Source organism: Pantoea sp. F_5, from assembly GCF_008631595.1.
GTDB lineage: Bacteria > Pseudomonadota > Gammaproteobacteria > Enterobacterales > Enterobacteriaceae > Pantoea > Pantoea gossypiicola.
Map to the genome: position 1 here is coordinate 359,881 of NZ_VWUO01000003.1, position 22,854 is coordinate 382,734.

Sequence of the window (22,854 nt, forward strand, 5' to 3'; positions counted from 1 at the left end):
TTAGTCATTTTGGTTATTTGATATGTCGAAGGCGTATTTAATCGTTAATATACAGCCCGGTAACCTACGCACTCTTCCGCCACTTTACGGTCCGGACTTCTGATACTGGAATTTTTAACGCGATGACGACTCAGGCACCTGGTTCACTGCTTCCGCTCTCCCCGGAACAACTCGCCCGCTTACAGGCGGCGACGACAGATTATTCCCCGACTCAACTGGCGTGGCTGTCAGGCTATTTCTGGGGCCGGGTAGAGCAGACGCCGGGTAGCGCCGTCGCCAGCAGCGCACCGTCCGCGCCCGCCGCTGAAACGCCGGTTATTACCTTGCTTTCCGCTTCCCAGACCGGCAACGCCCGTCGTCTGGCTGAGCAGCTGCGGGATGACCTGCTGGCTGCGAAGCTGAACGTAAACCTGGTGAATGCTGGTGATTACAAGTTTAAGCAGATTGGCCAGGAAAAAATGCTGGTGGTCGTCACCTCTACTCAGGGCGAAGGTGAGCCGCCGGAAGAGGCGGTTGCGCTGCATAAATTCCTGATGTCGAAGAAGGCACCGAAAATGGAGGGTGCGGCCTTTGCGGTGTTTGGCCTGGGCGACACCTCTTATGAATTCTTCAGTCAGGCGGGCAAAGATTTTGACAGCCGTCTGGCAGAGCTGGGTGGCGAGCGTCTGCTGGATCGCGTTGATGCGGATGTCGAGTATGCAGAGCAGGCCTCCGCCTGGCGTACCGCGCTGACCGACATTCTGAAACAGCGCGTGCCGACCGAATCCCCGGCGCAGGCTGCGGCGACAGCGGCAGGCAGCGTTAATGAAGTGACCACCATTCCCTACAGCAAAGAGTCTCCACTCAGCGCCAGTCTGGCGGTGAATCAGAAAATTACCGGACGTGACTCAGATAAAGATGTGCGCCATATCGAAATTGATCTGGGCGACTCCGGTCTGCGCTACCAGCCTGGCGATGCGCTGGGCGTCTGGTATGAAAATGACGCGGCGCTGGTCAGTGAACTGCTGGAGCTGGTCTGGCTGAAAGGCGATGAGCCGGTAGAGATTCAGGGCAAAACCCTGCCGCTGGCGGAGGCGCTGCAAAAGCATTTCGAGCTGACGGTGAATACCGCGCAGATCGTCGCGCAGTATGCCCAGCTGTCACGTAATGCGGAGCTGCTGGCGCTGGTGGATGATAAAGCCCGGCTGCAGCACTATGCGCAGCACTATCCGATTGTGGATATGGTGCGTCTGGCTCCGGCTGAACTCACGGCAGAACAGCTGACCGGCCTGCTGCGACCGCTGACGCCGCGACTCTACTCTATCGCCTCTTCGCAGGCCGAAACCGATACCGAAGTGCACATCACTGTGGGTGCAGTGCGCTTCGATATTGAAGGTCGCCAGCGCGGCGGCGGTGCATCGACCTGGCTGGCCGATCGCCTCGAAGAAGAGGGCGAAGTCCGCGTCTTCATCGAGCACAACGATAATTTCCGCCTGCCGACTAATCCGGATGCGCCGGTGATCATGATTGGCCCGGGCACCGGCATCGCGCCGTTCCGCGCCTTTATGCAGCAGCGCGACAACGACGGTGCCAGCGGCAAAAACTGGCTATTCTTTGGTAATCCGCACTTCACCGACGATTTCCTCTATCAGGTGGAGTGGCAGAAATATGTGAAGGATGGCCTGCTGACGAATATCGACCTTGCCTGGTCACGCGATCAGGCAGAGAAGATTTACGTACAGGATAAGATCCGCGCGAAAGGGGCCGAAGTCTGGCGCTGGATTGAAGAGGGCGCGCATCTTTATGTCTGTGGCGACGCAAATCGTATGGCAAAAGACGTCGAGCAGGCATTGCTGGATGTGGTGGTCGAACACGGCGGAATGGATCGTGAAACGGCCGACGAATTTTTAAGTGAGCTGCGCATTGAGCGCCGTTATCAGCGAGACGTTTACTAATGAGCGATAAACACCCTGGACCGCTGGTTGTAGAAGGCAAATTAACCGACGCTGAGCGCCTGAAGAAGCAGAGTAACTATCTGCGCGGCACTATCAAAGAAGATCTGGAAGAGGGTCTGACTGGCGGCTTTACTGGCGACAACTTCCTGCTGATCCGTTTTCACGGCATGTACCAGCAGGACGATCGCGACATTCGTGCCGAACGTGCGGAGCAGAAGCTGGAACCGCGGCACGCCATGATGCTGCGCTGCCGACTGCCGGGCGGCATCATTACGCCGACGCAGTGGCTGGCCATCGACAAATTTGCTACCGATAAAACCCTTTATGGCAGCATCCGTCTGACCAACCGTCAGACCTTCCAGTTTCATGGCATTCTGAAGAAGAACGTCAAGCCGACGCATCAGATGCTGCATGAAGTGGGACTGGATGCGCTGGCGACCGCCAACGACGTCAACCGTAACGTGCTCTGTACGTCGAACCCGGTTGAGTCGGAACTGCATCAGGAAGCGTATGAGTGGGCGAAGAAGCTCTCCGAGCATCTGTTGCCGCGCACCCGTGCCTATGCAGAAATCTGGTGGGATAAAGAAAAAGTCGCGACAACAGATGAAGAGCCGATCCTCGGTGAAACCTATCTGCCGCGTAAATTCAAAACTACCGTGGTGATCCCGCCGCATAACGATGTGGATCTGCACGCCAACGATCTGAACTTTGTCGCCGTCGCCGAGAACGGCAAGCTGGTGGGCTTCAACCTGCTGGTGGGTGGTGGCCTGTCGATCGAGCACGGCAACAAAGCGACTTACGCACGCACCGCCAGCGAGTTTGGCTACTTCCCGGTAGATAAGATCCTCGACGTGGCTGAAGCGGTCGTCACCACCCAGCGTGACTGGGGTAACCGAACCGACCGTAAAAATGCCAAAACCAAGTACACCCTGGAACGCGTTGGCGTCGAAACCTTTAAAGCGGAAGTGGAAAAACGAGCCGGTGTGACCTTTGAGCCGATCCGCCCGTATGAATTTACCACCCGTGGCGATCGCATTGGCTGGATTAAAGGCATCGACAATAAATGGCACCTGACGCTGTTTATCGAGAATGGTCGCCTGCTTGACTATCCGGGCCGTCCGCTGAAGAGCGGCATTGCCGAAATTGCGAAAATCCATCAGGGTGACTTCCGCCTGACGGCCAACCAGAACCTGATTGTGGCGGGCGTGCCGGAAAGCGAAAAAGCGCAGATTGAAGCGATCGCCCGCGAACATGGTCTGATGGATCATGTGACGCCACAGCGCGAAAACTCCATGGCCTGCGTTGCGTTCCCGACCTGTCCGCTGGCGATGGCAGAAGCCGAACGCTTCCTGCCCGCGTTTGTGACCAAAGTCGAGGGCATCATGCATGCTCACGGCGTCGGTGATGAGCACATAGTGTTACGCGTTACCGGTTGTCCGAACGGTTGTGGTCGTGCCATGCTGGCAGAGCTGGGTCTGGTGGGTAAAGCGCCAGGCCGCTATAACCTGCATCTGGGCGGAAACCGCACCGGAACGCGTATTCCCCGCATGTACCGTGAGAACATTAACGAAAGCGAAATTCTCGCCACCATTGATGAGCTGGTGGGACGCTGGGCCACCGAGCGCCAGGCGGCAGAAGGCTTTGGTGACTTCACCATCCGCGCGGGCATTGTCGCGCCGGTGCTGGACCCGGCACGTGACTTCTGGGAGGAGGCAAAATGAGTCATCCTGACCTCGCAGCACTGAATGAGATGTCCAAAGTCCAGCGCGCTATGGCGCTGGCGGCGACCAATGCGCAGCTGGAGAAGGCGTCAGCAGAAGAGCGGGTCAGCTGGGCGCTGGAGAATTTACCGGGAGCCTATGTGCTCTCCTCCAGCTTCGGTATTCAGGCCGCGGTGTCGCTGCACCTGGTGACGCGTCAGCAGCCCGATATTCCGGTGATCCTGACCGACACCGGCTATCTCTTCCCGGAGACCTATCGTTTTATTGATGAGCTGGCGGACCAGCTCAATCTCAACCTCAAAGTGTTCCGCGCCGAAACCTCACCGGCCTGGCAGGAAGCGCGCTACGGCAAGCTGTGGGAGCAGGGCGTCGAGGGGATTGAGAAATATAACGAGATCAATAAAGTCGAGCCGATGAACCGGGCTATCGAAACCCTGGGTGCCCAGACCTGGTTTGCCGGCCTGCGCCGCGATCAGTCCGGCAGCCGGGCGAATCTGCCGGTGCTGGGCGTGCAGCGTGGCGTCTTTAAGCTGCTGCCGATTATTGACTGGGATAACCGCCAGATTCATCAGTACCTGGAACAGCACAAGCTGAAGTACCATCCGCTGTGGGATGAAGGCTATCTTTCAGTAGGTGATACCCATACCACCCGCAAATGGGAGCCGGGTATGGCAGAAGAAGAGACGCGCTTTTTCGGTCTCAAGCGCGAGTGTGGTCTGCACGAAGGCTGATGCCGTGCTTCTCTCCCCCGCGAGGGGGAGAGAATGTCTTCGCGCAGTCAGTCAGGCAGCTAAACGCCTTTTAATCCGGCAAACGCCTCCGCTTCGCGCGTCACATTCACCTTCGTCACCTCATACTCTGCCACGGCGACAAACGGATCTTCCGCTAATATCGCATCCAGCTTTTCACGTTCCATCTCCCTGACCAGCAACATGCCGCCCGTACGTGGATCTTTACGTCCCGCGGCAATAAAAAAGCCCGCATCAAAATAGCGATCCAGCCAGTCGATATGGCCTGCCAGCAGCACTTCAACCTCTTCTACCGGACGAACATAATTCAGAAAAATGACGTACATGTCAGATCCTCATACTTTAGGATTGGTCAGTTCGCTGATTAGCGGCAGCAGCACGCGAACGCTGTCGCGGGTTCGCAGCGCTATCTGGCCCGGCAGCCAGCGGTCGAGATAGTTCAGATTATCCAGGTCAGTCTGATGACGGGTCATGCCATCTGGAAAGTGGTGGCTGCGATGACGCTGTAATGCGCCATCTTTATTTCCCAGCGTCCAGTTGCTGGCGGTGACATCCAGCAGCGGAAAGCCTGCCCTGTCGAAGGCATTCAGACCGTTGAAGTCTTTACGATTCAGCTGGTGGCTGACAGCGGGAATGCCCAGCTGACGGGCCAGTAGCAGAGCGCGGTCGCTGGTCTGCTTGCGCACCGCACGGGGCGTGTTCATGCCGCTGTTGAAATAGAGATGATCGCCGGTGATCAGGCTGTTCAGATCGATAACCAGCAGCGTGTTCTTCTTCTCGCGCGTGCTCATCCGCTCAACATAATCATCCATGCCATGCAGGTCCGCTTCTCCGGCGCTCAGCGCCACAAAGCGAATGCCATAGTGCAGCGGTTTGTGACTCAGCTGCTGTGCCAGCTCCAGCATCACGCCAAGACCCGACGCATTATCGTCGACGCCCTGCAGACGTAAGCCGCCCAGATTATGATGGACCTGGCTACTGTTCTGTGGCGTCCAGGTATCCAGATGCGCCACGATCAGGATCTCCTGCGGCACGCTGCCTGCACGAGCGGCAATTACCGAGGTGGCCGTGAGCTTATGCCAGCGCTGCGTGCCGTCATCTTCCTGCCACTTATAGCCGGTGTTGAACTGGCGGGTATCGGTTTTATACCCCAGCGCGGTAAATTGCTGTTGCAGATAGTCAGCGGCCATCAGCTCAGCCGGACTACCACTCATGCGGCCAGGAAAATAAGTGGCGATGTGCCGGACCTGCTGTTCGGCAAACTGACCCGCTGGCGCGGCCAGGGCCAGCGGGGAAATGAGTGCGCTCAACAAAACTGTCGCAACCCTCAGGCGGAGGGAACAAAACATAGTGCATCCTTTTTTTCATTATCCGGGAGCCAACAGGCATGCGGGCCGGGCCTGCTCATGCCGCGCGCATTATACCCCTTTTGTTCTGCGAGCTGGGTAGCGGAATCGGGCGCTGCTCTGAGCGAAAGCACCCACGCACATTTATCGCTGGCACTTATCTGCTTTTACAGTGGCGTAAGTAAATGTGAATGTGTGAGCCTGTTCACGAAAAAGCCATTACATTTCATCTGCTAAGATCAAATTGTTCTGTGCTTTGCGGTGTCGTTATTCCATTCGGTAACTACTCATTCCAATTCGTAATTTCATCTGGATAAACTCAGCGACGTATAGTCGCGTTAATACAAAGTTAAATCATCAGGGTTAACGTGGACTATTTGCCTCTTTTTGCCGATCTCTCTGGCCGCCCGGTTCTGGTTGTCGGCGGTGGAGATATTGCGGCGCGAAAAATTGAACTGCTGCGTCGCGCGCACGCACGCGTTCAGATCGCCTCGCGTGAACTCTGCCCGGAACTGCAGGCACTGCTGGATAAGCAGGAGCTGGAGTGGGTGGCGACCGCGTTTGACCCGGCCCAGCTGGATGGTGTTTTCCTGGTGATTGCTGCCACGGACGATAATCATCTCAACGCCCAGGTTTTTGAAGCTGCTAACGCGCGGCATAAGCTGGTTAACGTGGTCGACGACCAGCCAAAATGTACCTTTATCTTCCCGTCGATTGTTGACCGTTCACCACTGGTGGTGGCGATCTCCTCCAGCGGCACCGCACCGGTGCTGGCACGCATGCTGCGCGAAAAAATCGAAACGTTGCTGCCCGCCAGTCTTGGTCAGATGGCGGAGGTCGCCGGACTCTGGCGCGATAAAGTTAAACAGCGCTTCAGCCGCATGTCCGATCGTCGTCGTTTCTGGGAGCGGGCCTTCGACGGTCTGTTCGCCAGTCAGATGTCAGCCGGTAACGTCGAAGAGGCGAAGCGCACGCTGGATCGTGAACTGCTGGAAGAGCCAACCCGTCAGGGCGAGATCTTTCTGGTAGGTGCCGGGCCGGGCGACAGCGGCCTGCTGACGCTACGTGGCCTGCAGGTCATGCAGTTAGCCGATGTAGTGCTCTACGACCATCTGGTCAGCGAAGAGGTGCTGGACCTGGTGCGTCGCGACGCCGACCGCATCTGCGTCGGTAAACGCGCCAGCGCGCATACGTTACCCCAGGAAGAGATTAATCAGTTGCTGGTTTCACTGGCCCTGAAAGGTAAGCGCGTTGTCCGCCTCAAGGGTGGCGATCCCTTTATCTTTGGCCGCGGCGGCGAAGAGCTGCAGGCGGCACAGCAGGCGGGCGTGCCGTTCCAGGTAGTGCCGGGCGTCACCGCGGCTGCCGGTGCGACGGCCTATGCCGGTATTCCGCTGACCCACCGCGATTACGCGCAGAGCGTGATGTTTATTACCGGTCACTGCCGTCCCGATGGCGATGATATCGACTGGCCATCGCTGGCGCGTGCGCGTCAGACGCTGGCGATCTACATGGGCACGGTTAAAGCGGCTGCTATCAGCGCGGCGCTGATTCAGCACGGTCGCGCACCATCAACGCCCGTGGCGGTGATCAGTCGCGGCACCCGTCAGGATCAACAGGTGCTCACCGGCACCTTAGAACAACTTGAGGCGCTGGCCGCCTCGGCACCTACTCCGGCGCTGCTGGTGATCGGAGAGGTGGTTAATCTGCACGGGCAACTCGCCTGGTTTAAACATTCAGCACAGCAGGGGACTCGCGAGTCCGCCGTTGTCAATCTGGCTTGAGGGAAAATCATGGACCAAAAACGACTCACTCATCTGCGTCAGCTGGAGGCGGAGAGTATCCACATCATTCGCGAAGTGGCGGCGGAGTTCAGCAACCCGGTGATGATGTATTCCATCGGCAAAGACTCCTCGGTGATGCTGCATCTGGCGCGTAAAGCCTTTTATCCGGGCACGCTGCCGTTCCCGCTGCTGCATGTGGATACCGGCTGGAAATTCCGTGAAATGTACGAATTTCGCGACCGCACCGTGAAAGCGATGGGCGCAGAGTTGCTGGTTCACCGCAACCCGGAAGGCGTGGCGATGGGGATTAACCCGTTTGTCCACGGCAGTGCCAAACACACTGACATCATGAAGACGGAAGGGCTGAAGCAGGCGCTGAACAAATATGGTTTTGACGCGGCCTTTGGCGGCGCACGTCGCGATGAAGAGAAGTCACGCGCCAAAGAGCGTATCTACTCCTTCCGTGACCGCTTCCACCGCTGGGACCCGAAAAACCAGCGTCCTGAGCTGTGGCACAATTACAACGGCCAGATTAATAAGGGCGAGAGCATCCGCGTCTTCCCGCTATCGAACTGGACCGAACTGGATATCTGGCAGTACATCTTCCTGGAAAACATTGAGATCGTGCCGCTCTATCTCGCCGCACCGCGTCCGGTGCTGGAGCGTGATGGCATGCTGATGATGATCGATGACGATCGCATCAACCTGCAGCCGGGTGAAGAGATCACCCAGCGGATGGTCCGTTTCCGTACGCTCGGCTGCTGGCCGCTGACCGGGGCGGTAGAGTCCGAAGCGCAGACGCTGCCAGCGATCATCGAAGAGATGCTGGTCTCCACTACCAGCGAGCGTCAGGGCCGCATGATCGATCGCGATCAGTCCGGTTCGATGGAACTGAAAAAACGCCAGGGTTATTTCTAAGGAGACGCCAGATGAATACCGTAATTGCACAACAGATTGCCGACCAGGGCGGCGTTGAAGCCTGGCTGACCGCTCAACAGCATAAGAGCCTGCTGCGTTTTCTGACCTGCGGCAGCGTCGACGACGGAAAAAGTACCCTGATTGGGCGTCTGCTGCACGACACCCGTCAGATCTATGAAGATCAGCTTTCCTCACTGCACAATGACAGCAAACGTCACGGTACCCAGGGCGAGAAGCTTGATCTGGCGCTGCTGGTGGATGGCCTGCAGGCTGAGCGTGAGCAGGGCATTACCATCGATGTTGCCTACCGCTACTTCTCGACCGAAAAGCGTAAGTTTATTATCGCCGATACGCCGGGACATGAGCAGTACACCCGCAACATGGCAACCGGCGCGTCAACCTGCGATCTGGCGATCCTGCTGATCGATGCACGTAAAGGCGTACTGGATCAGACCCGCCGTCACAGCTTTATCTCGACGCTGCTGGGCATCAAACACCTGGTAGTGGCGATCAACAAGATGGACCTGGTGGCGTACGATCAGGCACGCTTTGAGCAGATTAAACAGGATTACCTCGACTTTGCTGCCCAGTTGCCGGAAGACCTTGATATCCGCTTTGTGCCAATGTCAGCGCTGGAAGGAGATAACGTCGCCTCTGCCAGTCAGACTATGCCGTGGTACAGCGGCCCGACGCTGCTGGATGTGCTGGAAACCGTGGAGCTGAAGCGCGTAGTTGATCATCAGCCGATGCGTTTCCCGGTGCAGTATGTGAACCGTCCGAATCTGGATTTCCGTGGCTATGCCGGTACGCTGGCGTCGGGCAGCGTGCAGGTAGGCCTGCGCGTAAAAGTGCTGCCGTCTGGCGTGGAGTCGACCATTGCCCGCATTGTGACTTTTGATGGCGATCTGCAGGAAGCGGGTGCAGGCGAAGCGATTACGCTGGTGCTGCAGGATGAAATTGATATCAGCCGTGGCGATCTGCTGGTGGATGCCAGCGACGCGCTGGCTGCGGTGCAGTCTGCCAGCGTTGATGTGGTCTGGATGGCGGAACAGCCACTGCAGGCCGGTCAGAGCTATGACCTGAAAATCGCCGGTAAGAAAACGCGTGGTCGCGTTGAGAAGGTGCTGCATCAGGTTGAGATCAACTCGCTGGAGACGCGTCAGGTCGATTCGCTGCCGCTGAACGGTATTGGTCGCATTGAGATCACCTTTGATGAACCGATGGTGCTCGACAGCTATCAGCAGAATCCGGTGACCGGCGGCATGATCTTTATCGATCGCCTGAGCAACGTCACTGTAGGTGCCGGCATGATCCATCAGCCAAATCATGATGTGCCGGTTAACAGCGGTGAGTTCAGCGCGTTTGAGCTGGAACTGAATGCGCTGGTGCGCCGTCACTTCCCGCACTGGAATGCGCGCGACCTGCTGGGCGGTCAATAATGGCGCAGCACGATGATAACGTGGTGTGGCATGACCATCCGGTAACTCGTGCTTCTCGCGAGCAGCAGCACGGCCATCAGGGCGTGGTGCTGTGGTTCACCGGGCTGTCGGGCTCGGGGAAATCGACTGTTGCCGGTGCGCTGGAGCAGGCGCTGCACCGCATCGGTGTCAGCACCTATCTGCTGGATGGGGATAATGTGCGTCACGGCCTGTGCCGTGACCTCGGTTTCAGCGATGACGACCGTAAAGAGAATATCCGTCGGGTCGGCGAAGTGGCGAAACTGATGGTGGATGCCGGATTAGTGGTACTCACCGCCTTTATTTCACCGCATCGCGCCGAGCGGCAGATGGTGCGCGATCTGCTGGAACCGGGACAGTTTATCGAGGTGTTTGTCGATACGCCGTTAGCGGTGTGTGAGGCGCGCGATCCGAAAGGGTTATATCGCAAAGCCCGTGCCGGAGAACTGCGAAACTTCACCGGTATCGACAGCGTTTATGAAGCTCCGGAGAGCCCGGAAATTCAGCTGGATGGCGAACAATTGGTTACAAAACTGGCCGCCCAATTGTTAGACCTGCTGCGTGACCGCGATATCATCAGATCCTGAAGAGACAGCGGCGGATCGTCTGATCTGCCGCCCTCGCGCCAACAGGATGCCTATGCAGAACATTACCCCCATGCTCGCCCGTAAAGATGACTCAGCCCCGGATGAGCCACGCTCATTGTTGCCGGGCGGCGTTATCGGTTTTCTTGCTTACTGGTGTGCGCTGGCGATCCCGTTCCTGCTGTTCGGCTCTAACACGCTGTTTTTCTTTCTCTATACCTGGCCATTTTTTCTGGCGCTGTTGCCTGTCGCCGTGGTTACGGGGATTGCACTGAATACGCTGCTGAGCGGACAGTGGCTCTGGGCCGCGCTCGCCACGGTGATTATGGTGGTCACGCTTTTCTGGTTAATGTTCTCCTTTCTCTCCGGCTGGTAAGCCATCACTGCGCCCGTGCTGATGTGCAAACGCATCGGCAGGTTACAAATCTTTTCCCGCCAGATTCGGTACTGATTACCTGGACGCACAGCAAAGCGCGCCATTTTCGCGGCTGGTGTGGAGTCCTGTGCAAAGTTATGGGATGATTGTGCCGTTTTTAGGGGGCGGGATGGGAAAACTGACGTTACTGTTATTGGTGCTGCTCGGCTGGCTGCAATATTCATTGTGGCTGGGGAAAAATGGCATCCATGACTATACGCGCGTCAATGATGATGTCGCGGTACAACAGGCAAACAATGCCAAACTTAAATCGCGAAACGATCAGCTTTTTGCCGAAATTGACGATCTCAATGGCGGCTCGGAAGCGATCGAGGAGCGTGCGCGCAATGAACTGGGCATGATTAAACCCGGTGAGACCTTCTATCGTCTGGTGCCTGACCAGAACAAACGCAACGCGCAACAATCAGCGCAAAACCTACAACGATAAAACATGAACACTCTGGCCTCCCTTGCGGATGTGATTGCCGTGGTGCCCGCTGCCGGGATCGGCAGCCGCATGCAGGCAACCTGTCCAAAGCAGTATCTGACGATTGGTCAGCACACCCTTCTGGAACACAGCATTGCACGTCTGTTTTCCCATCCCGCTATCAGACAGGTGATTGTTGCCCTCAGCCCCGATGATGAGCACTTTGCTTCCCTGCCGCTGGCACGCGATCCGCGCGTAGTCAGGGTCACAGGCGGAGAGACCCGTGCCGAATCGGTGCTGGCCGGACTCCAGGCCGCACAGGGTTCCGCCTGGGTGCTGGTCCATGACGCTGCGCGTCCCTGTCTGCATCCCGACGATCTCCAGCAACTGCTCAACGTGCGCGAACAGAGCCACGTGGGTGGAATTCTGGCCGCGCCCGTGCGCGACACGATGAAGCGGGGCGAGCCGGGCAAAGCGGCAGTGGCCCATACTGTAGAACGTGACGATCTCTGGCACGCCTTAACGCCGCAATTTTTCCCGCATGCGCTGCTCACCGCCTGCCTGACGCGGGCGCTGACCGAGGGCGCAACCATAACGGATGAGGCCTCGGCGCTGGAGTATTGCGGCTACCATCCGCTGTTAGTCAGCGGACGCAGTGATAACATTAAAGTCACCCGGCCAGAAGATCTGGCGCTGGCGGCTTTTTATCTGAGTCAGATTCAATTAAAGGAGAGCGCATGATGCGTATCGGTCACGGTTTTGACGTTCACGCCTTTGGCGGAGAAGGTCCGTTAGTGATTGGCGGTGTGCGAATCCCGTTTGAACACGGTTTTATCGCCCATTCGGATGGCGATGTGGCGCTGCATGCGCTGACTGACGCGCTGCTGGGCGCAGTGGCGATGGGCGATATCGGCAAACTGTTTCCCGACACCGATCCGGCCTTTAAAGGGGCGGACAGCCGCGGCCTGCTGCGCGAGGCCTGGCGTCGTATCGAAGCCAAAGGTTATCGTATAGGTAATGTCGACGTCACGATTATTGCTCAGGCACCGAAAATGCTGCCGCACGTGCCACAGATGCGTATTAACATCGCAGAAGATTTAGGCTGCCATATGGATGCGGTCAACGTCAAAGCGACCACCACCGAGAAGCTCGGCTTTACCGGGCGCGGCGAAGGCATCGCCTGTGAAGCGGTCGCGTTAGTCCTGAAAGCTGACAGCCAATGACGCTGAGTTACCTGCACGGCACGCCCACAGCCGTCGGCGTGATCAAAGCCAATCCGGAAGATTTCGTGGTGGTGGAAGACCTCGGGTATAGCGCGGATGGGGAAGGTGAGCATCTGCTGGTGCGTATCCGTAAAGTCGGCGCGAATACCCGCTTTGTGGCGGAGGCGCTGGCTAAGTATCTTGGTATTCATCAGCGCGACATGAGCTATGCCGGGATGAAAGATCGCCATGCGGTCACGGAGCAGACCCTCTGTTTTCGTCTGCCAGGCAATGCGATGCCCGATCTGCGCGGTTTTTCGCTTGAGGGCGTCGACATTCTGCAGGTGGTGCGCCACAAGCGTAAGCTGCGCATCGGCGCACTGGCGGGGAATGCGTTCCGGCTGGTTATCCGCCAGATCAGCGATCGTGATGCGGTTGAAAAGCGTCTGGCGCAGATTCGCGATGCGGGCGCGCCCAACTATTTTGGTGAACAGCGTTTTGGTCGCGGCGGCAATAACCTGGTGATGGCGGAGAAGTGGGCGCGCAATGAGATTATTATTCGCGACCGCAACAAGCGCAGCCTGATGCTCTCTGCCGCACGCAGTGCGCTGTTTAATCAGGTGACCAGTACGCGTCTGCAACAGCAGGGCAGCCTGACGCAGGTTCTCAATGGTGATGCTTTACAGCTGACTGGCCGTGGCAGCTGGTTTGTCGCCCAGCCTGATGAACTCGCCGAGTCACAGCGCCGGGTTGAACAGCATGAGCTGCGCATTACCGCGCCGCTGCCGGGACGCGGCGAGCCTGGTCCGCAGGCTGACGCGCTGGCCTTTGAACAGCAGGCGCTGGCGGATGCGTCGCTGCTGCTGGGGTTGATCGAACGTGAGAAGATCGATGCTGCCCGCCGCGCCATGCTGGTGGTGCCGCGCGATATGCAGTGGAGCTGGTGGGATGATGTCACGCTGGAACTGGCATTCTGGCTGCCTGCGGGTAGCTTTGCCACCAGCGTCGTCCGCGAGCTGCTGACTCAAACGGATTCGCCCGATCAGCCTGATGAGTAATCTTCGCTGCAACATGACCCGACTTGTGGGTAATGTTGCGGCAAACCCCCACCGTCGTGTGATTTACGCCTACCACTTCCTTGCGTGCCTCGCTAGAATGCAAAAATCGCTGTCCATTCATCACCTGTTGCCATGCCGTTCAAACAGGTTCAGTCACGGCGACCAGTCGAATAAAAAAAGGTCAGAACGAAATGCGGATATTGCTCAGCAACGATGACGGCATTCATGCGCCAGGCATTCAGACTCTGGCAAACGCTCTGCGGCAGATTGCTGACGTGCAGGTTGTGGCTCCCGATCGTAACCGAAGCGGTGCCTCCAACTCCTTAACGCTGGAAACGCCTCTGCGTACTTTCACCCATGAAAACGGCGATATCGCGGTTCAGATGGGCACCCCGACCGACTGCGTCTATCTTGGGGTGAATGCGCTGATGCAGCCGCGTCCTGATATTGTGGTGTCAGGCATCAATGCCGGTCCCAATCTGGGCGATGATGTCATCTACTCCGGCACGGTGGCGGCGGCGATGGAAGGGCGACATCTGGGTTTACCGGCGATAGCGGTTTCACTTAACGGCCATCAGCACTACGCCACCGCGGCAGCGGTGACCTGCGCTATCCTCAGGGCGCTGACGCATGAACCGCTGCGTACCGGCCGTATTCTTAACATCAATGTCCCCGATCTGCCGCTGGCCGAACTTAAAGGCATCCGCGTGACGCGTTGTGGTAGTCGCCATCCGGCGGATCAGGTGATTGCGCAGCAGGATCCGCGGGGCAATACCCTCTACTGGATTGGCCCGCCGGGCGAAAAACTGGATGCGGGCCCGGATACGGACTTTGCCGCCGTGGATCAGGGTTACGTTTCTGTGACCGCACTGCATGTCGATTTAACGGCGCACAGCGCGCAGAACGTGCTCAGTGACTGGCTGGCGAAAGCTGAGGTGAACCTGGCATGGTGAATCGGCGTATTGAGACATTGCTGTCACAACTGCGTCAGCAGGGCATTGATGATGAGAACCTGCTGACAGCCATCAGCGAGGTGCCACGCGAACGGTTTATCGACGAGGCGTTTGAGCATAAAGCCTGGGACAATGTGGCCTTGCCTATCGGCTCCGGTCAGACGATCTCACAGCCTTATATGGTCGCGCGGATGACCGCGTTACTCGGCCTGAATCCGCATTCGCGTGTACTGGAGATTGGTACGGGTTCCGGGTATCAGACAGCGATTCTTGCCCATCTGGTAGACCATGTTTATTCAGTGGAACGCATCAAAGGGCTGCAATGGCAGGCCAAACGTCGTCTGAAACAGCTGGATCTGCATAATGTCTCCACCCGCCATGGCGATGGCTGGCAGGGCTGGCCTTCTCGCGGTCCGTTCGATGCCATTATTGTTACCGCCGCTCCACCGGAAATTCCGATTGCGCTGATAGCACAACTGGCAGAAGGCGGCATTATGGTGCTGCCGGTTGGTGAAGATCAGCAGGTACTGAAGCGCCTGCGTCGCCAGGGCGCAGAAGTTACGGAAGAGATTATTGAACCGGTGCGTTTTGTTCCGCTGGTGCAGGGCGATCTCGCCTGATGCTCTTCGTATTTCTTCACAACTGTTTCATGGCACCACCTGGTTGATATTGTTACTATCCAGTTTATTCAACGAAAACACAGATTTTATCGCGCTGCGCAGAGCATTCTGCTGGCCGGTACAGTGAAACAGATAGATCAGCGTTGCCATCACGGGGGATTAATGAGCACGGGAAGCACACTTTTTCAGTTACGCCGTCTGGCGGCACTTTCACTGGTAGGATTCTGGCTGGCAGGCTGCAGCTCCGGCGACAACTCACAGGCACCCATCAGTCGCGTTGGCGATGATGGCGGCATGATGAACAGCCAGGCTGGGGCAGGCCCGGTTTCGGGTGGTGTGCCTGCCGCGCCGTCTCAGGGACAAATGTTAAGCAGAAATTCAGCATCTGTCCCCAGCAATGGCGGAATGATTAGTACCAACAGTAATGTTGAGACGCAAAACGGCCGGATAGTGTACAATCGCAGTTACCAGAATATTCCTAAGGGTAGCTACTCCGGTGAAACGTATACCGTTAAGCGCGGAGACACCTTATTTTACATTGCCTGGATTACCGGCAATGATTTCCGTGATTTAGCCCAGCGCAACAACGTTGCCGCGCCATACAACCTGAATGTGGGCCAGACTTTACAGATTGGTAACGGGGCGGGGCAGCCGATTACCGGTGGCAATCCCATTACCGTTGCTGATGCAACGCAGGGCGGCGTTCCGGCGGCACCACAAATTAAATCGCCTGCTGTTGCACAGCAACCTGTTATTACGTATTCTGATGATTCAGGTAATTCGGGCGGCAGCAAATTGTTGCCTTCGAAAGGAGCAAATGTTGCAACGACAACAGCTCCAGTCGTGACCGCCCCCCCAACGGTGAGCAGTACCACCAACAGTTCAACGCCGGTCGGAAGCTGGCGCTGGCCGACCGATGGGAAGATTATCGATAACTTCTCTGCCGCCGAAGGTGGCAATAAAGGGATCGATATCGCCGGAACGCGCGGACAATCTGTGGTTGCCACTGCTTCAGGACGCGTGGTTTACGCAGGTAACGCACTCCGGGGGTACGGTAATTTAATCATCATTAAACACAACGATGATTACCTGAGCGCCTACGCCCACAACGATACAATGCTGGTTCGGGAACAACAGGAAGTTAAGGCGGGGCAGAAGATCGCTACCATGGGTAGCACCGGAACCAGTTCAGTCAGATTACACTTTGAAATTCGTTACAAGGGGAAATCCGTAAACCCGTTGCGTTATTTACCGCAGCGATAATCCGGCAGAACAACATTGTTTTATGTTCTGCCCTGGAATCACGGGTAGGAGCCGCTTATGAGCCAGAATACGCTGAAAGTAAACGAGTTACATGAGAACGCGGAATTCGATGAGAACGGAGCTGAAATTTTTGACGAGAAGGCACTCGTTGAAAACGAAGCCAGTGATAGCGACGTAGCGGAAGAAGAGTTGCTATCACAGGGTGCGACGCAGCGTGTATTAGATGCGACGCAGCTCTATCTTGGGGAGATTGGCTATTCTCCGTTGTTAACGGCAGAGGAAGAAGTTTTCTTTGCTCGCCGTGCATTGCGGGGTGATATCCCTTCCCGTCGCCGCATGATCGAAAGTAACTTACGCCTGGTAGTGAAAATCGCCCGTCGTTACAGCAATCGCGGTCTGGCACTGCTGGACCTGATTGAAGAAGGTAACCTCGGCCTGATTCGTGCCGTTGAGAAATTTGACCCCGAGCGCGGGTTCCGTTTTTCAACCTACGCTACCTGGTGGATTCGTCAGACCATTGAACGGGCGATCATGAATCAAACCCGTACCATTCGTCTGCCGATTCACATTGTGAAAGAACTGAATGTTTATCTGCGAACTGCGCGTGAACTTTCCCACAAGCTCGACCATGAGCCGAGTGCGGAAGAGATCGCCGATCAGCTTGATAAACCTGTTGAGGACGTAAGCCGTATGTTACGTCTCAACGAACGCATTACCTCAGTTGATACGCCATTGGGCGGTGATTCTGAAAAAGCGCTGCTGGATATTCTGGCCGATGAGAAAGACAACGGCCCTGAAGACACCACGCAGGACGATGATATGAAACAAAGCATCGTCAAATGGCTGTTCGAACTGAACGCCAAGCAGCGTGAAGTGCTGGCACGTCGTTTCGGCCTGTTAGGCTATGAAGCGGCAACGCTTGAGGATGTGGGTCGTGAAATCGGCTTAACTCGTGAGCGTGTACGTCAGATTCAGGTTGAAGGTTTGCGCCGTCTGCGAGAAATCCTGCAGGGTCAGGGCCTCAGCATTGAAGCACTGTTTCGTGAATAATCGTCTGTAAGGTAGTCTGAGTGCGAATGCAAAAAGCGGTGGTGAAAACCACCGTTTTTTTATGCCTGTAGAAAAGTGATTTACAGAAGAATGCCAGCGCCGCACCATGCGTTCACACGATGCGGCGTGCTATCACACCAGTGATTTAAGCCGATAAATCCAGTCGAGCGCCTGACGCGGTGTCAGCGTATCCGGATCCAGCGCCTCAAGCGCTTCTACCGCTGGCGAGGTCTCTTCAACCAGCAGTGGCAGCTGAGAACCATCTACCGTTGATGATGCCGAGTGATTTGAAACGGTTTCCAGCTCTTTCAGCTTGTTGCGCGCCCGTCTGATGACCTCTTTAGGCACGCCCGCCAGCGCGGCTACGGCCAGCCCATAACTTTTGCTCGCTGCACCTTCCTGAACGCTGTGCATAAAGGCAATGGTGTCACCATGCTCAACTGCATCCAGATGGACGTTGACCACGCCTTCCATTTTTTCCGGCAATGTTGTCAGCTCGAAGTAGTGGGTGGCAAACAGCGTCATCGCTTTGATGCGGTTTGCCAGGTTTTCGGCGCATGCCCAGGCCAGCGATAAACCGTCGTAGGTCGAGGTACCGCGTCCAATCTCATCCATCAACACCAGACTGTTTTCAGTGGCGTTATGCAGGATGTTTGCGGTCTCGGTCATCTCAACCATAAAGGTTGAGCGCCCGGAGGCGAGATCGTCAGCGGCACCGACGCGGGTAAAGATACGATCCAACGGGCCAATCAGCGTCTCGTCGGCAGGAACAAAACTGCCAATCCATGCCATCAGCGCAATCAGCGCCGCCTGCCGCATATAGGTACTTTTACCGCCCATATTGGGACCGGTAATGATCAGCATTCTGCGCTGAGGTGCCAGTGATAGCGGGTTAGCAATGAATGGCTCCTTCAGAACCTGTTCAACCACCGGATGGCGACCGCCGCTGATTTTGATTCCGGCTTTATCCTGCAACACAGGACGGCAATAGTTCAGGGTCCAGGCGCGTTCTGCCAGGTTGCTTAACACATCCAGCTCAGCCAGCGCAGCGGCACTGAGTTGCAGCGCCTCAAGGTGCGGCAGCAGCTGATCGAACAGCGCCTCATACAGGCTCTTCTCCAGCGACAGCGCTTTGCCCTTGGAGGTAAGGACTTTGTCTTCGTACTCTTTCAGTTCCGGGATGATGTAGCGCTCAGCATTTTTCAGCGTCTGACGGCGGACATAGTGCATCGGGACCTGATGGCTCTGGCCACGGCTCACCTGAATGTAATAGCCATGCACACCGTTAAAGCCGACCTTCAGCGTATCGAGTCCCAGCTTCTCCCGTTCACGGATCTCCAGCCGGTCAAGGTAGTCGGTTGCGCCGTCGGCCAGCGCGCGCCACTCATCCAGCTCGGCGTTGTAACCGGGCGCAATCACGCCGCCGTCGCGGATTAGCACTGGCGGGGAGTCGATGATCGCCTGCTCCAGCAGCTCACGCAGCGCGGTGAACTCGCCCATTTGGGTGCGCAGCTTCTGTAGCTGTGGTGCTTCAACACCGGCCAGCAACTGATTGAGTTCCGGCAGTTGCTGAAATGCGTGGCGCATGCGGGCCAGATCGCGCGGACGCGCGGTGCGCAGTGCCAGACGCGCCAGGATTCGCTCCAGATCGCCGACCTGACGCAGCACCGGTTGCAGAGCATCGCTGAGATTCTGCAGCTCAGCAATCGACTCCTGACGCTGGTTAATGATGCGCACATCACGCAGCGGCATATGCAGCCAGCGCTTCAGCATCCGGCTGCCCATCGGGGTGACGGTTTTATCCAGCACGGCCGCTAAGGTGTTGTCAGTACCGCCGGCCAGGTTCTGGGTAATCTCCAGATTGCGGCGGGTGGCGGCATCCATGATGATGCTGTCCTGCTGCCGCTCCATGCTCAGCGAGCGGATGTGGGGCAGCGTGGTGCGCTGGGTATCTTTGACATATTGCAGCAGGCAGCCCGCCGCACTCAGTCCGAGGTGCGCGTTCTCTACGCCGAAGCCATTGAGGTCGCGAGTGCCGAACTGCAGGTTCAGCTGCTGGCGCGCGGTGTCAATCTCAAACTCCCACAGCGGACGACGGCGCAGGCCACGACGCTGATCGATCAGCGACATCGCCTGAAAATCTTCGGGGTAGAGCAGCTCAGCGGGATTGGTGCGCTGCAACTCTGCCGCCATGGTTTCGGCATCAGCCGGTTCGCTTAAGCGAAAACGGCCTGAGCTGATATCCAGCGTGGCGTAGCCAAAACCGCGCGAACTTTGCACAATCGCCGCCAGCAGATTGTCATGCCGCTCCTGCAACAGCGCCTCATCACTGATGGTGCCGGGCGTTACAATGCGAACCACTTTGCGCTCGACCGGTCCTTTGCTCAGCGCCGGATCGCCTATCTGCTCGCAGATGGCAACGGATTCGCCCAGCTGAACCAGCTTAGCCAGATAGCCTTCAACCGCATGATAGGGTACACCCGCCATCGGGATCGGTTCGCCCGCGGACGCTCCGCGTTTGGTAAGTGAAATCTCCAGCAGCTGCGAGGCGCGCTTTGCGTCGTCATAAAACAGCTCGTAGAAGTCACCCATCCGGTAAAACAGCAGAATATCAGGATGCTCCGCCTTGAGGCGCAGGTACTGCTGCATCATGGGGGTATGGGAAGGAAAGTCCTTTTCGGTTGGCTCTTGCATAAGGTTTTAACTCATCTTTAATGCGGTAAATTTCTGGCGGTCAACGCCCATGAAACCGAAAGGATTCGCGTCGGCGCGCAGGATAACCAGATGATAACGAATAGGACAGGGCATATGCCAGCCTGATAAACGCCCTGATCCTGACCGGGTGTAACCTGACAGGCATCCTGGCAAATGTGGCGACGGCTGGCGACAGAAAAGTGGCATTTTTCATGACGCTGGCGCGGTGCTGCGAGGCGGCTCGCGATTTCTGCGTCAGTTTATGGCGTACGGGGGGCGGCGCTACAGCGCACAGCAGAAGGGAAAATGCTCAGTGCAGCCCGTTCTGCAGCGTCCATACGGCGGCTTCGAGCCGGGATTTGAGGTTCATTTTTTTCAGCAGATATTTGACGTGAACCTTGACCGTGCTTTCGCTGATGTCCAGTTTGCGGGCAATCGCTTTGTTGGTCATTCCATCGCTGATCAGTTGCAGGATGTCGCGTTCACGCCGGGTCAGCTGGCTGATATCGCGCGTCTGTGCAGGCTGCGAATCGCGCAACCTCGCAACCAGAATCGGGGTTAACACTTCGCTCAGTACGATCTGTCCGGCGGCGGCCTGATGCAGCGCTTTCAGCAAGGCTTCCGGTTCCATATCTTTCAACAGATAGCCATCCGCGCCGCGCTTCAGCGCGCTGATCACATCCTCTTCATTATCGGAAACGCTGAACACGACTACCCGGCCAGAAAGGGCGATTTCGCGCAGCTGGGTCAGGGTATCCAGCCCGTTCAGACCCGGCATATTGAGATCCAGAAGGATCAGGTCGGGATCGTGCTGTTGTGCCAGTGCCAGACCCTCAATGCCGTTACCCGCTTCGGCCACCACCTGCAATCGTTCATCCAGCGCAATCAGCTGCTTCAGACCGTTGCGCAGCATAGGGTGGTCATCGATTAATAAGAGCGTAAATTTCTCTGCCGTCACAATTTTTCCTGTCCTGTACACCAGCCCTGTGCGGGCGACGGTGCCTATCTTACCGGTGAAGCGGGGTCGCTATATACCCCTAAAGGACTACTCCTTTATTTCCATTCAGATGCCCTTTTGCTGAAGGCGTTCGCAGCTGCAATTAAACCGCATGATTTATAAGGGTTATCTGCACTCAGTCAACTACTTAACCGGGATGAGCTGAGATTGCCACGCCTTTGTAACCTGCATTGCCGTTGATTTGTATCAAGCAAGCCACCAGGCCGGATGCGCAGGATATGCACAATTATTATTCTGCTGATGAGAGATTTATGACCCAATCTGCCCCATTGCAAACCCCGACGCGCGGCGCGTTAATCCAGGACTGGCAACCTGAAAACGAGGCGTTCTGGCAGACGCGCGGCAAGCGTATCGCCAGCCGTAATCTGTGGATTTCTGTTTTTTGCCTGCTGCTGGGCTTCTGCGTCTGGATGCTGTTCAGCACCGTCGCGGTGAATCTGAATAAAGTCGGCTTTAACTTCACTACGGAGCAGCTCTTTTTACTGACTGCGCTGCCGTCGGTGTCCGGGGCGCTGCTGCGTGTGCCTTACTCTTTTGTTATTCCCATCTTTGGTGGCCGCCGCTGGACCGCCTTCAGCACCGGTATCCTGATTATCCCCTGCCTGTGGCTCGGCTTTGCGGTACAGGACAGTCAGACCTCATTCGCCACGTTTATGGTGATCTCTCTGCTGTGCGGATTTGGTGGCGCTAATTTTGCTTCGAGCATGGGCAATATCAGCTTCTTCTTCCCTAAAGCCCATCAGGGCGGCGCGCTGGGTATCAACGGCGGCCTTGGTAATCTTGGCGTCAGCGTGATGCAGTTTGTCGCACCGCTGGCAATCTCCTGTGCCATTTTTGGCTTTGCCGATGTGGGTCATACCACCGTCACCGGCGACAATATCTGGCTGGAAAATGCGTCCTGGATCTGGGTGCCACTCCTGGCGATCGGCACGCTCGCGGCCTGGTTCGGCATGAATGATCTCGTGGCGGCAAAATCCTCGCTGCGTGAGCAGTTGCCGGTGCTGAAACGTCCGCATTTGTGGATTATGGCACTGCTCTATCTGGCGACCTTCGGTTCCTTTATCGGATTTTCTGCTGGCTTCGCCATGCTGACGAAAACGCAATTTCCGGATGTTGTGATCATGCATTACGCCTTTTTCGGCCCGCTGATTGGTGCGCTGGCCCGTTCAGCAGGCGGCATCGTTTCTGACCGCCTCGGCGGTACCCGCGTCACGCTGGTCAACTACATCCTGATGGCGCTGTTTGCCGCGCTGCTGTTCCTCACGCTGCCGGGAGACGGACATGATGGCTCGTTCATCGCCTTCTTCACCGTGTTTATGGGCCTGTTCCTGACCGCCGGTCTGGGCAGTGGCTCCACCTACCAGATGATTGCGGTGATCTTCCGCAAGCTGACGCTGGAACGTATCAAAGCTGAAGGTGGTGACGATGCGCATGCGCAGCGTGAAGCGGCAACTGAAACCTCGGCTGCGCTGGGCTTTATCTCTGCCATTGGTGCACTGGGCGGCTTCTTTATTCCACAGACCTTTGGCCTGTCGCTCGCCATGACCGGTTCACCCGCTGGCGCGATGAAAATCTTCCTGGTCTTCTATCTCTGCTGCATCGCCGTGACCTGGCTGGTTTACGGACGAAAAGCCCGCGCCTGATAACGACAAAGCCGGTGT

General features: G+C 56.9%; 21 protein-coding genes. 17 read left to right on the forward strand and 4 right to left on the reverse strand.

Translation table 11 applies throughout. The features are described 5' to 3' along the window. Positions 1 to 122 precede the first annotated feature (122 nt). The 3 genes from cysJ to F3I44_RS06365 are packed head-to-tail and all read left to right on the forward strand — an operon-like array spanning position 123 to position 4,386. Positions 123 to 1,934: an NADPH-dependent assimilatory sulfite reductase flavoprotein subunit gene (gene cysJ, locus F3I44_RS06355; protein ID WP_150014642.1), complete on the forward strand. Its 1,812-nt coding sequence runs from the start codon at positions 123 to 125 to the stop codon at positions 1,932 to 1,934. Continuing rightward, positions 1,934 to 3,655 carry an assimilatory sulfite reductase (NADPH) hemoprotein subunit gene (gene cysI / locus F3I44_RS06360; protein ID WP_150014640.1) on the forward strand — a complete coding sequence of 574 codons (1,722 nt, stop codon included), beginning with the start codon at positions 1,934 to 1,936 and terminating at the stop codon, positions 3,653 to 3,655. The genes cysJ and cysI overlap by 1 nt, the downstream gene beginning before the upstream one ends. After that, positions 3,652 to 4,386, forward strand: a complete 735-nt coding sequence (locus F3I44_RS06365; RefSeq protein WP_150014638.1) for a phosphoadenylyl-sulfate reductase — start codon at positions 3,652 to 3,654, stop codon at positions 4,384 to 4,386. The genes cysI and F3I44_RS06365 overlap by 4 nt, the downstream gene beginning before the upstream one ends. A gap of 59 nt (positions 4,387 to 4,445) precedes the next feature. On the opposite strand, the gene F3I44_RS06370 is transcribed toward F3I44_RS06365, so the two are convergent. Further along, positions 4,446 to 4,730: a YciI family protein gene (locus F3I44_RS06370; RefSeq protein ID WP_150014636.1), complete on the reverse strand. Its 285-nt coding sequence runs from the start codon at positions 4,728 to 4,730 to the stop codon at positions 4,446 to 4,448. Between the two features lie 9 nt (positions 4,731 to 4,739). Further along, entirely contained in the window at positions 4,740 to 5,753 is a 1,014-nt protein-coding gene (locus F3I44_RS06375; RefSeq protein WP_150014634.1) for an aminopeptidase, read from the reverse strand. A 365-nt stretch (positions 5,754 to 6,118) separates the two neighbouring features. On the opposite strand from F3I44_RS06375, the gene cysG reads away from it, so the two are divergent. From cysG to rpoS, 13 genes are all read left to right on the forward strand, one after another. Then, positions 6,119 to 7,534: a siroheme synthase CysG gene (gene cysG / locus F3I44_RS06380; RefSeq protein WP_150014632.1), complete on the forward strand. Its 1,416-nt coding sequence runs from the start codon at positions 6,119 to 6,121 to the stop codon at positions 7,532 to 7,534. Positions 7,535 to 7,543: 9 nt separating this feature from the next. Next, positions 7,544 to 8,452 carry a sulfate adenylyltransferase subunit CysD gene (gene cysD / locus F3I44_RS06385; RefSeq protein WP_150014629.1) on the forward strand — a complete coding sequence of 303 codons (909 nt, stop codon included), beginning with the start codon at positions 7,544 to 7,546 and terminating at the stop codon, positions 8,450 to 8,452. 11 nt (positions 8,453 to 8,463) lie between these two features. Further along, on the forward strand, positions 8,464 to 9,891 hold the full coding sequence (gene cysN / locus F3I44_RS06390; RefSeq protein ID WP_150014627.1) for a sulfate adenylyltransferase subunit CysN: 1,428 nt from the start codon (positions 8,464 to 8,466) through the stop codon (positions 9,889 to 9,891). Further along, positions 9,891 to 10,496 (forward strand): adenylyl-sulfate kinase, encoded by a 606-nt coding sequence (gene cysC / locus F3I44_RS06395; protein WP_150014626.1) that lies wholly within the window; start codon positions 9,891 to 9,893, stop codon positions 10,494 to 10,496. The genes cysN and cysC overlap by 1 nt, the downstream gene beginning before the upstream one ends. 52 nt (positions 10,497 to 10,548) lie before the next feature. Continuing rightward, positions 10,549 to 10,869 carry a DUF3561 family protein gene (locus tag F3I44_RS06400; protein WP_150014624.1) on the forward strand — a complete coding sequence of 107 codons (321 nt, stop codon included), beginning with the start codon at positions 10,549 to 10,551 and terminating at the stop codon, positions 10,867 to 10,869. 169 nt (positions 10,870 to 11,038) lie between these two features. Further along, positions 11,039 to 11,356 carry a cell division protein FtsB gene (ftsB, locus tag F3I44_RS06405; RefSeq protein WP_003849108.1) on the forward strand — a complete coding sequence of 106 codons (318 nt, stop codon included), beginning with the start codon at positions 11,039 to 11,041 and terminating at the stop codon, positions 11,354 to 11,356. Positions 11,357 to 11,359: 3 nt separating this feature from the next. Further along, positions 11,360 to 12,076, forward strand: a complete 717-nt coding sequence (gene ispD / locus F3I44_RS06410) for a 2-C-methyl-D-erythritol 4-phosphate cytidylyltransferase (protein WP_150014622.1) — start codon at positions 11,360 to 11,362, stop codon at positions 12,074 to 12,076. Continuing rightward, entirely contained in the window at positions 12,076 to 12,558 is a 483-nt protein-coding gene (gene ispF, locus F3I44_RS06415; protein ID WP_008927107.1) for a 2-C-methyl-D-erythritol 2,4-cyclodiphosphate synthase, read from the forward strand. Before ispD ends, ispF begins: the two co-directional genes overlap by 1 nt. After that, positions 12,555 to 13,595, forward strand: a complete 1,041-nt coding sequence (gene truD / locus F3I44_RS06420) for a tRNA pseudouridine(13) synthase TruD (RefSeq protein WP_150014620.1) — start codon at positions 12,555 to 12,557, stop codon at positions 13,593 to 13,595. The genes ispF and truD overlap by 4 nt, the downstream gene beginning before the upstream one ends. 191 nt (positions 13,596 to 13,786) lie before the next feature. Continuing rightward, positions 13,787 to 14,548, forward strand: a complete 762-nt coding sequence (gene surE / locus F3I44_RS06425) for a 5'/3'-nucleotidase SurE (RefSeq protein ID WP_150014618.1) — start codon at positions 13,787 to 13,789, stop codon at positions 14,546 to 14,548. Beyond that, complete coding sequence (locus tag F3I44_RS06430) at positions 14,542 to 15,168, forward strand: protein-L-isoaspartate(D-aspartate) O-methyltransferase (protein ID WP_150014616.1); 627 nt, start codon at positions 14,542 to 14,544, stop codon at positions 15,166 to 15,168. The genes surE and F3I44_RS06430 overlap by 7 nt, the downstream gene beginning before the upstream one ends. 162 nt (positions 15,169 to 15,330) lie before the next feature. Further along, entirely contained in the window at positions 15,331 to 16,431 is a 1,101-nt protein-coding gene (nlpD, locus tag F3I44_RS06435) for a murein hydrolase activator NlpD (protein WP_150014614.1), read from the forward strand. A 57-nt stretch (positions 16,432 to 16,488) separates the two neighbouring features. Then, positions 16,489 to 17,481: an RNA polymerase sigma factor RpoS gene (rpoS, locus tag F3I44_RS06440; protein ID WP_150014612.1), complete on the forward strand. Its 993-nt coding sequence runs from the start codon at positions 16,489 to 16,491 to the stop codon at positions 17,479 to 17,481. 132 nt (positions 17,482 to 17,613) lie between these two features. Here rpoS and mutS read toward each other — a convergent pair whose 3' ends face one another. Next, positions 17,614 to 20,175: a DNA mismatch repair protein MutS gene (mutS, locus tag F3I44_RS06445; protein ID WP_150014610.1), complete on the reverse strand. Its 2,562-nt coding sequence runs from the start codon at positions 20,173 to 20,175 to the stop codon at positions 17,614 to 17,616. A gap of 310 nt (positions 20,176 to 20,485) precedes the next feature. Then, the gene (narL, locus tag F3I44_RS06450) at positions 20,486 to 21,133 is read right to left on the reverse strand and encodes a two-component system response regulator NarL (protein ID WP_150019351.1); all 648 of its coding nucleotides are present in this window, start codon (positions 21,131 to 21,133) and stop codon (positions 20,486 to 20,488) included. Between the two features lie 311 nt (positions 21,134 to 21,444). Between narL and F3I44_RS06455 the strand changes: the two genes are divergently transcribed. Further along, positions 21,445 to 22,836, forward strand: coding sequence for a NarK family nitrate/nitrite MFS transporter (locus F3I44_RS06455; protein ID WP_150019352.1), 1,392 nt, complete (start codon positions 21,445 to 21,447; stop codon positions 22,834 to 22,836). Positions 22,837 to 22,854 lie beyond the last annotated feature (18 nt).